The organism is Arthrobacter sp. SAFR-023, from assembly GCF_051965295.1.
GTDB lineage: Bacteria > Actinomycetota > Actinomycetes > Actinomycetales > Micrococcaceae > Arthrobacter.
In genome coordinates, this window is sequence record NZ_JBQCMF010000034.1 from 1 (window position 1) to 8,377 (window position 8,377).

At 59.9% G+C, this 8,377-nt stretch carries 6 protein-coding genes; 1 reads left to right on the forward strand and 5 read right to left on the reverse strand.

Going from position 1 to position 8,377, the window contains the following annotated elements:
- Positions 1–198 precede the first annotated feature (198 nt).
- From ACTHQX_RS21395 to ACTHQX_RS21415, 5 genes are all read right to left on the reverse strand, one after another.
- Complete coding sequence (locus ACTHQX_RS21395; RefSeq protein WP_440159273.1) at positions 199–1,302, reverse strand: ABC transporter permease; 1,104 nt, start codon at positions 1,300–1,302, stop codon at positions 199–201.
- A 65-nt stretch (positions 1,303–1,367) separates the two neighbouring features.
- Complete coding sequence (locus ACTHQX_RS21400) at positions 1,368–2,936, reverse strand: sugar ABC transporter ATP-binding protein (RefSeq protein ID WP_440159272.1); 1,569 nt, start codon at positions 2,934–2,936, stop codon at positions 1,368–1,370.
- A 47-nt stretch (positions 2,937–2,983) separates the two neighbouring features.
- Positions 2,984–4,027 carry a sugar ABC transporter substrate-binding protein gene (locus ACTHQX_RS21405; RefSeq protein WP_440159271.1) on the reverse strand — a complete coding sequence of 348 codons (1,044 nt, stop codon included), beginning with the start codon at positions 4,025–4,027 and terminating at the stop codon, positions 2,984–2,986.
- A gap of 115 nt (positions 4,028–4,142) precedes the next feature.
- Positions 4,143–5,804 (reverse strand): GMC family oxidoreductase, encoded by a 1,662-nt coding sequence (locus tag ACTHQX_RS21410; RefSeq protein ID WP_069696265.1) that lies wholly within the window; start codon positions 5,802–5,804, stop codon positions 4,143–4,145.
- A gap of 2 nt (positions 5,805–5,806) precedes the next feature.
- On the reverse strand, positions 5,807–6,451 hold the full coding sequence (locus ACTHQX_RS21415; RefSeq protein ID WP_440159270.1) for a gluconate 2-dehydrogenase subunit 3 family protein: 645 nt from the start codon (positions 6,449–6,451) through the stop codon (positions 5,807–5,809).
- A gap of 1,106 nt (positions 6,452–7,557) precedes the next feature.
- Here ACTHQX_RS21415 and ACTHQX_RS21420 point away from each other — a divergent pair.
- Positions 7,558–8,130, forward strand: coding sequence for an NAD(P)-dependent oxidoreductase (locus tag ACTHQX_RS21420; RefSeq protein WP_440174667.1), 573 nt, complete (start codon positions 7,558–7,560; stop codon positions 8,128–8,130).
- Positions 8,131–8,377 lie beyond the last annotated feature (247 nt).

Sequence of the window (8,377 nt, forward strand, 5' to 3'; positions counted from 1 at the left end):
CTTTGATCCATGCAAACTCATGGGTGACTCACTTTCTCGTTGTGCTCTTTGTGGTGGTAATCCCTGCGGGATGCCGGGCTGCGCCTGACGGATCTTCGGAGCTGCCGGCCCCACGGGCTTGCTGCTCCTGCCCTGAAGCCACGCGGTCGTCAGGCGTGTGGAGCTTACGGTCACGGCTGTAAATGCGGAATCGCACGGCTACCTCTTCACAGGTTGCAGCTCATCGCGTGATTCCACGGCCACCGGGTCAGAATGCTGGGCAGGCCCGGCCCTTTTCCTCCGATTTTTGAATATTCCCCGGATCCGCTGCCTAAGGCTGAGCCCTGCGCCGGACGTGAAGTAAACGGCGACGAGAATCAGAGCTCCCTTGATCAGGAGCTGGCCTTGGACAGGCATGCTGATCAGGTCAAGGATGTTGGAGATCGTTCCGATGAGCAATCCGCCGAAGACAGCCGCAAGCGGTGTGCTCGTCCCGCCGAAGAGGGAGGCGCCACCAACGACCGCCGCCGCAATGGAGTTCAATGCCAGGTCACTGCCTAACAGCGAGTTGCCCTCGTGCAATTGGGCGGCCAACATCAGACCGGCGAGGCCGGCCAGTAAACCTGACAGAAGGTAGGCCGTTATTATGTCCCTGTTGACGGGCAGCCCGGAGAGACGTGCTGCCTGGGGGTTACCGCCCAATGCGTACAATCTCCGGCCGAAAATGCTCCACCTCATGAGCGCGGCAGCGGCCAAAGCCACGACCACGAAGATGATCACCTCAGAGCGGAACGGTCCTACGGTGCCGGCGAAGATGGCGACGAAGCCCTTGTTATTAATGGGCACGAGAGTTCCATTTTGAACAAGGAACGCGATGCCTTGCACGACGCTGGTCATGCCCAGGGTTGCGATGAACGGCGTGATCCTTCCGTAGACGACGAGCAGCCCGTTGACGAGCCCTACGGCGGAACTGACGGCAATCGAGATGCCGATAACCGCCGCCACGGGGAGGCCATCACGGAGGAGTACGGCGGTCATCACCGTCGTCAGGGCTGTTGTTGCGCCCACGGACAGGTCGATCCCGGCTGTCACAATGACGAGAAACTGGCCGACGGCGACCACCGATAGGACCGCGATCGTGAGGACAATACTGCTGATGTTGCGGCTGGTCAGGAAGTAGGGGGAGATTGCGGATCCTGCAATCAGGATCGCGGCGACCGCCATCAGGAGAACGCCCCTGCTTTTCGCGACTCCAAGGAGGACCGTATAGACGGCTTCTGTAGTGCGCGGACCTTTCTCCGCTGTTTCTTCTGCTTTAATCATAAAATTGACTCCATTGTCATCACTGTTAAGGGCTTCAGGGCAGACGGACATCGCTCAAATGGCTGCTAGCGGAGCAACGACATCACCTTTTGGTTGAGGTCAGTATCGTAGTGGTCAAACTCAGCCACGACGGCTCCGCTTCCCATGACGTAGATTCTGTGGCACATGAGCGCCTCTTCAATTTCAGAACTGAAGACGATGACTGCCCCACCGGTGGCTAGGAACTCGTTGATTTCCTTATAGATGTCTTCCCGGGCAGCCACATCAATTCCACGGGTCGGCTCGCTCAGCAACAGGACCTTCGCTTCTGCCGTGAGCCACTTTCCCACGACGACTTTTTGCTGATTGCCGCCGCTCAAACGTCCTACCTGCTGGCCGCTGCCCTGGCACTTTACTTTCAGAGTCTTGATGGCCTCGTCAGCTATCCGTTTCTCCAGTTTCCGTTGTACCCAGCCGTGGGGTGCGATCCTCCGGAGATTGGCCATTGAGAAGTTCTCACTCAGGTCCATATTGAGGACCAGGCCCTGGGTTTTCCGATCATCGGGCACCCACCCGACGCCGGCAGCAATGAGCGCCCGGGGATGCACCGCACGCAACCGCTTTCCGTTGACGTAAATGTGGCCCGAGGAGAACTTACGGTCACCGAACAGGCAGGCGGCAAGTTCAGCCTGTCCGCTGCCCACCAGCCCGGTTACAGCGATGGATTCGCCCGGCCTGACCCTAAGCGTTATATCGTCGAGAAGCTCCGGGTCGGTAAGATTCCGGACCTCAAATGCGGGGCGAGCGTCCTCTGGGTAGCGCTCGGGCGCCGCTTGCGCAAAATTCCACTTCCTCGAGGGTTCGAGCGGAGACTCACGTACCGGCTCCTGTCCTTGCTGCAGGGCGCCGACGGGGTCCGTCCCGAGCATCTTCCGCACGGCCTCCTGACGGGGCAGGAAGGCAGTCCTCTCTGTCATCACCTGCTTGCCGTCGCGCAGAACCATGATGTGGTCGCAGATTTCGTACATCTCGTCGATCCGATGGGAAATGTAGATGATTCCTGTTCCCTCCTGCTTAAGTTTGCGGAGGAGTTCAAACAGTTTGGTCACATCGGGTGCGGGAAGGGTTGCTGTCGGTTCGTCCAGCAGCAGTATTTTGGCTTTCTGCCTCAGCGCCTTAGCGATGAGGACAACCTGCTTTTGCGCCGCGGTCAATTGGTTAGCCTGCGCCCGGACATCCAGATCAAAACCCAGGGCCTTAATGGCCTGTGAGGCTTCCTGGTAGAGGGCTCGACGATCCAGGACCGTCCCTTTTCGGGGCAGGTCTGAGAGGCAGAGGTTCTCGGCCACGCTCATCTGAGGGACGAGAATGATTTCCTGGTGAATGGTGGCTATGCCGGCGTTTTGGGCCTCGTGGGTGGAACGGAAATCCGCAGGGGCGCCGTCCAGAGAAATCATGCCATGTGAGGGCTTTTCAACCCCTGAAATGATCTTGATCAGCGTCGACTTACCTGCTCCGTTCTGTCCCAGGAGTCCGACTGCTTCTCCGGCGTGGACATCAAGATCGACGTTCGTCAGTACCTGAACGTCCGCATAATTTTTGGATATTCCCCGTAGGGTCAATGCAGGCGTGCGCAGTCCGGTTGATTCTTGCATGTTCCTCCTTTCCTCATTGAGCTGCCAGATTTCGGTCTGATGTCTGGTCAGTAGTCCGAATCGCTTTTGTAGTAGGAGGAGGCGTTTTCGTGTGTGATGAGGGTGGGTTTTACGAATATCTTGTTACCGGGGCATGCTGCGTTCTTGTCCTCACCTTTAAGGGCCTTGTCCAGCATCTGTGCAGCGATGATTCCCTGTTGGGCGGGGAGGTTCGCAACAGTAGCGATGACTGGGGAGTTCGGGTCCTCCTTCATCTGCTTGACCACCTTCATCTGCCCGTCATAGCTGGCAATCGCGACTTTGCCCTTGCCCCACATGTTCACTGATGTCAGGGCCTGCTGGACGCCCGGCAGCATGGAATCCGTGCCGACGAACATGCCCTGCAGATCGGGGTTTCCGGTGGCGACGGATCTGACCGGCGCAACGGCCGTATCGGCAGCCCATTTCCCGTAGACATTCTCAAGGTATTGGGCTGGGGGAGCGCCTGCGACGGAGTCGTAGCCAGCCTTGAAACCGGCCTCGCGGTTAGCAGAGTTGGTGTCCCCGGCGAAGCCGAGGACCAGAAGAATCTTGACTGGCTTGGTTGCTCCCTGTTTGGCCTTCAGCGTGCGGGCCATCTCCGCGCCGACCAGGCCTGCGTTGACCTTTTCGTCTTCCGTTACATAGCAGTAGCTGTCCGCCAGCAGTTCGGGCTTGACTCCCGCGTTGACCAGAACAAAGGGAATCTTTTCATCCTTTAGCCGGGAAAGATTGCTCGAGAGTGCCTGCGGATCGGTGGGATTGATGATCAGACCGGCAACGCCCTTGGTGATGAAGTTCGACAGTTGCGAATTCTGGGTGACCGGGTCGCCGCCGCCACTGACTACTTCCAGATCGTGTCCAAGTTTTTTGGCTTCGTCGGTCGCGCCCTTGGCGTTCACCTCGTACCATCCGTTGCCGAAGTTTCCTTGGGCGAAGCCGATCTTTGTCGACCCGGCCGCCCCGGCAGGCCCGGTACCGCCTCCTGCACAGGCGGTCGTCAGCAGGATCGGAATCGCGAGTAGGGCGATTTTTGTGCTCAGACGGTTAGCGGTTCTTGTTCGAACAGACATTTCTGACTCCTTTGTCATGTGTGTGGTCATGTGCTCCAAGCAGGGAATTGCTTGCAGCCCTGCAGCAGGGCCGCGTGGGGACAGCGGACCTGCTGCAGGGACTAAAGGTTCCGGGTCAGAACCCGGGTGCGTCCGCGTTGCTGGGAGTCTTGCGCTGCCCGACGATTTCAGGGAAGCGGCGCTTGATGTACTCTGCGGCGCGTACGGCGACGGCCTGGAGCGTGCTAGTGGGGTTGACTGCGGCGCCGGTCGTCAGGGAGCTGGCGTCGGTGATGAACAAATTGGGTACGTCCCAGGTCTGGTTCCACTTGTTCGTAACGGAATCTTCCGGCGTGTTGCCCATGCGGCAAGTACCCATGATGTGCCAGCCCGGGGGAGGGCCGTCCACTCCTCCGATTCCGGTACTGGCGCTGTCGATGACGGTGCCGGCCGCCTGAGCCGCTTCATGGGCGCGGGCGCGTCCCCATTCGATCAGTTTCCGGTCATTGTCGTGGAGGTCGTAGTGGACCTGAGGAACCGGGAGTCCGGATGAGTCGACGACGTCGTTGTCGAGTGTCACGCGGTTCGTGGCGACAGGAAGGTCTTCTCCCTGGACGTAAACGAGCGCGTGCCGGGCAAAGTGATTGTTGAAGAATTCCCTGTGGTTTTCACCCCATGGGGCCATGTTGCCTGTGTTGGTTCCCAATGCACTGTTGGCCGGTCCCAAAGCGGTTCCCACTTGCAGGGAAAAACCGTTGACGAAGCCGCGATCGGTATTCGTGTTGTAGAACTCCTGAGAATACGAAACGGCAGGTTCCGGCCCCTTGAAGCCGTCGAGGGGCTCGTCGAACCAGAAATCCTCGAAGGACCAGCTGTGGAACATCAGGTGCCGTCCGACCATGCCGTTGCTATTCGCGAGACCGTCGGGGTGGCCGGCTTGCGCCGACATAAGAAGCAGCCGGGGGGTGCCGATGGCGTTGGCAGCCATCACGACGATCTTTGCCTTCACCTCATGGCGTTCTCCGGTGACGCGGTCGATGTAGGTCGCCCCGGTTGCCTTGCCGTCCTTTACGTTGACCCGCTCGACGCGGGCGTTGGCGCGCAGGTCCACGCCGTTGCGGATGGCTTGGGGCCAGTAGGTGACATCGGTGGATGCGATGGACCCGCGAGGGCAGCCCCCGAGGCAGAATCCGCAGTCGTTACACGCAAGCCGCGTGTCTTTTTCCCTTGTCAGGATGGCGTTGTCGGCGGGCCACCAATGCCAACCCAGTTTGTCGAATCCGGCCCCCATCTTGTTGCCGATTTTCCCGCCCTTGCTGGCGGGCCCCCACCCTTCGGGCCGTGGAGGGTTGCCGGGGTCGCCGGTTCGGCGGGCGACCCCGATCTCGGCGTCGTTGATGGCGTAGAAGGGCTCCAAGTCCTCGTAGCTGATGGGCCAGTCAATGGTGCCTTCAACTCCGTGCTCGGTGCCTTTGCGGAAGTCAACGGGCTTGAAGCGCGGCCAGGCTCCGGCATAGTGCAGGGTCGACCCGCCAACACCGTTCATCATCATCGGTGCCGCGTTTCCTGTGGTCGGGTAGTCTTCCGGAAATTTCCGGACGTTTGAATGCCAGTCCCAGGAACGGACCCGTTCCAGCTCCCATGAGTCGTACATGTGCGGATGGTCCAAGGGGTGCAGCCAGTCGCCCTGCTCAAGGCAGATTACCTTGATGCCGTCATCACTTAGGCGCTTACTGACAGCAGCACCGCCTGCACCGGCGCCGATCACCAGCACATCGGTTTCATTGCTTCTCTTCATGCTCAAACCTGGCTTTCCTGGAGCTGCGTTGCTTTTGCCTTCAGTAGATCCGCCGGTACCTCCACCGGACGTACGTCTTCGGTTCGGGTGTAGGTGCCTCGGACGCGGCTAAGCAGCTGTTCATCCCAGTCATCCATCGTGTCCGAATAGCCAAACGGCTGCGGGGAGTTCCTCAGGTCCTTGCCCGCTTTCAGATTCGCGTTGATCGCCGTGATGACGGCGGGACGAGAGTAGTAGGCGTAGTACGTCAGATCGCGGATCCTCGCAAAAAAGAACTCCTCTGTCTTCTCCAGTGTCTGGAGCGTCTTCACCTGAGCCGCCGGTGAGGACTGGACGAATTCCTCACCGAGAGTGTCAAGGCGTGCCTGGAACTCCGATTCTCCAATGAAGGGAAACCACTTCGGTTCCTGGCCTTCGGGCGCGATATAGCGGCGGAAGAAGGAAATAACGTCGACCTCGCTTGGCGCCGGAAATCCTTCCCCGCCGGGTATGAGTCGGTCAGCCATAGCGTTAAGGACGGAAATCTGGGTTGGGGTGAGGGAGATCCCCGGAAGCCAGCCTCCAATAGGTGGTTTTTCCGCCCGGAAGCGTGAACGCGGATCGCGGTCAGCACTCGGCGGTCGGTTGGTGTTCAAGATGATATCCATGGGTGTTGCATCCTTTCTCGGGTAGAAATCGCCAAACGGCGGGCCGGTGGCCAGGCACTCACTTCAAGCGCGCGCACCAAGCACATCCAAGTTGCGCTGATTTGATCCAAAGCTTTCGCCAAACAACAGCTAGGTGGTCTTGAAAGGGCCCTTCTCTGGGGATGCCATCCTGGGGGAAGGAGAGAACATCGTTGTCTCCCCCTAAAAACAGGTGTCCGCATCACGTGGTCCGACTACCTTGTGACCGATGTCACCGGGTGATCAGGTGGTCTGACTATCTCATGAGTATTTTTTTCACGTCAAGGGCTTGGCCCAAACAATCTTTCGCCTCGAGTTCTGGGTGGGCCGACAGGCAGCCGACGTCAAATCGCTGAGGACGGTTAGCGACGGCATCCACCCGCGCGGACACGTCGCTGACTGGCATTCGGGGAAGGTCCGCAGGTGGCGCCCAAACCGAACTCATATGGAGATTGTTCGTGCGCAAACTATTTGATAGTTTGTTTCAGTTCCGCCCGGAAAGGTGCCCCAACCCGCCACGGGGGAACAAGATTGCGTCCGGCCCGCAGCGTCCTGGGTCGCCTCCTCCACTCCGCGTCCTTGAACTGACAAGTCGCGAAATACAGTGCCAGTGGACTGGCTGACTTCTCCAGTCCATTCAATCCGCGGAAGGACAAGCCGTTGGCAGAACGACGAAGATTCCCAGGGCTTCATGCGAGTGCTCCCGGTGACACCGCCTCCGCCTCCGATGGCGATGAAACCTCTCATGTAGCCGATGCATGGACCGCCGGGCCTGAAACTGCTCCGGCCGGTAGTCGCGTACGACTGCAAGGACGCGGCCGGCCACCGCTCGGGGGTGTGGTGGACGCGTGGATGCCGGACGGGTCCGCTTTCTGGATCTGGTTGGATGATGGGGCAGGGCGGCGTCTTGTCTATGAGGGCGACGGCGTCGAGGTAGTTGCATAGACCCTGCCCCGCGCTCAAACTCTTCGAGCACCGCGGCCCCCGCGGGTCGGCGTCACCCCGGGGCGCCCCGGCGTCCGAAGTCGGCGAACGTGCTTCACCGCCGTCACTGCCGCGCCAGTGCCCCATCGCGGTCGGTGCATTGTGTGTGGAGCCCGCAAATCTGTGACCACCTCGCCGTCACCCGGACGGGATCAGTCGACGCGAAAGCACACGGGCTCCGGTGGGCCGGATCCGACGAGGATTTGCTCAGGGCCCTGATTGAATCTGACGTTCTCGTGATCAGTACCCCTCTGACGCCGGAGACCGCTGGGATCATCGGGGCAGCCCAGCTGGACGCATTGGGACCCGAAGGCCTTTTGGTCAATGTGGCGCGCGGTCCCGTTGTGCAGGAAGAAGCGCTTTATTCCGCGTTGAAACATCACGGCATTGCCGGAGCGGCCGTTGATGTCTGGTATGGGTATCCCGAACCCGGTGGCATCGGAAAATCAAGCACCCTGCCCTTCGAATCCTTGGACAACGTCTTCATCACGCCGCACTCTTCGGCGATCACCGAAGAGACCTTCAGAGGACGATCCCAGAAAATCATTGAGGTAGCGGGATTACCTTCAGGCGTGATTGGATCGCCGGTGACCTGCAGCGCCCGCCCTGCCCCGTCCGCCGAAACCTCGTCGGCCGGTAACCCAATCCTTCTGGACCTGCAGCAGCTCGTCCTTTAGGACGAGCAAGCAGCTTTACCCTGGGGCAAGGCAGGACTGATGTCTTTGGGACGGACACGGATGGGCGGTCCCGGACCTGTTGTGGTCCGGGACCGCCCACGGTCGCCGTGCTGGCGGGATTCGTGCCTTGTTCAGCCGCCGGTTCTAACGTTGTCCAAACCGGCGTGTTCGTGTGTGGCGTGTTCGGTTTCGGTCGGGCGGCCTTCGAGGTAGGCGATGATCGCGCGCGTGAAGTCGGGAAGATCGA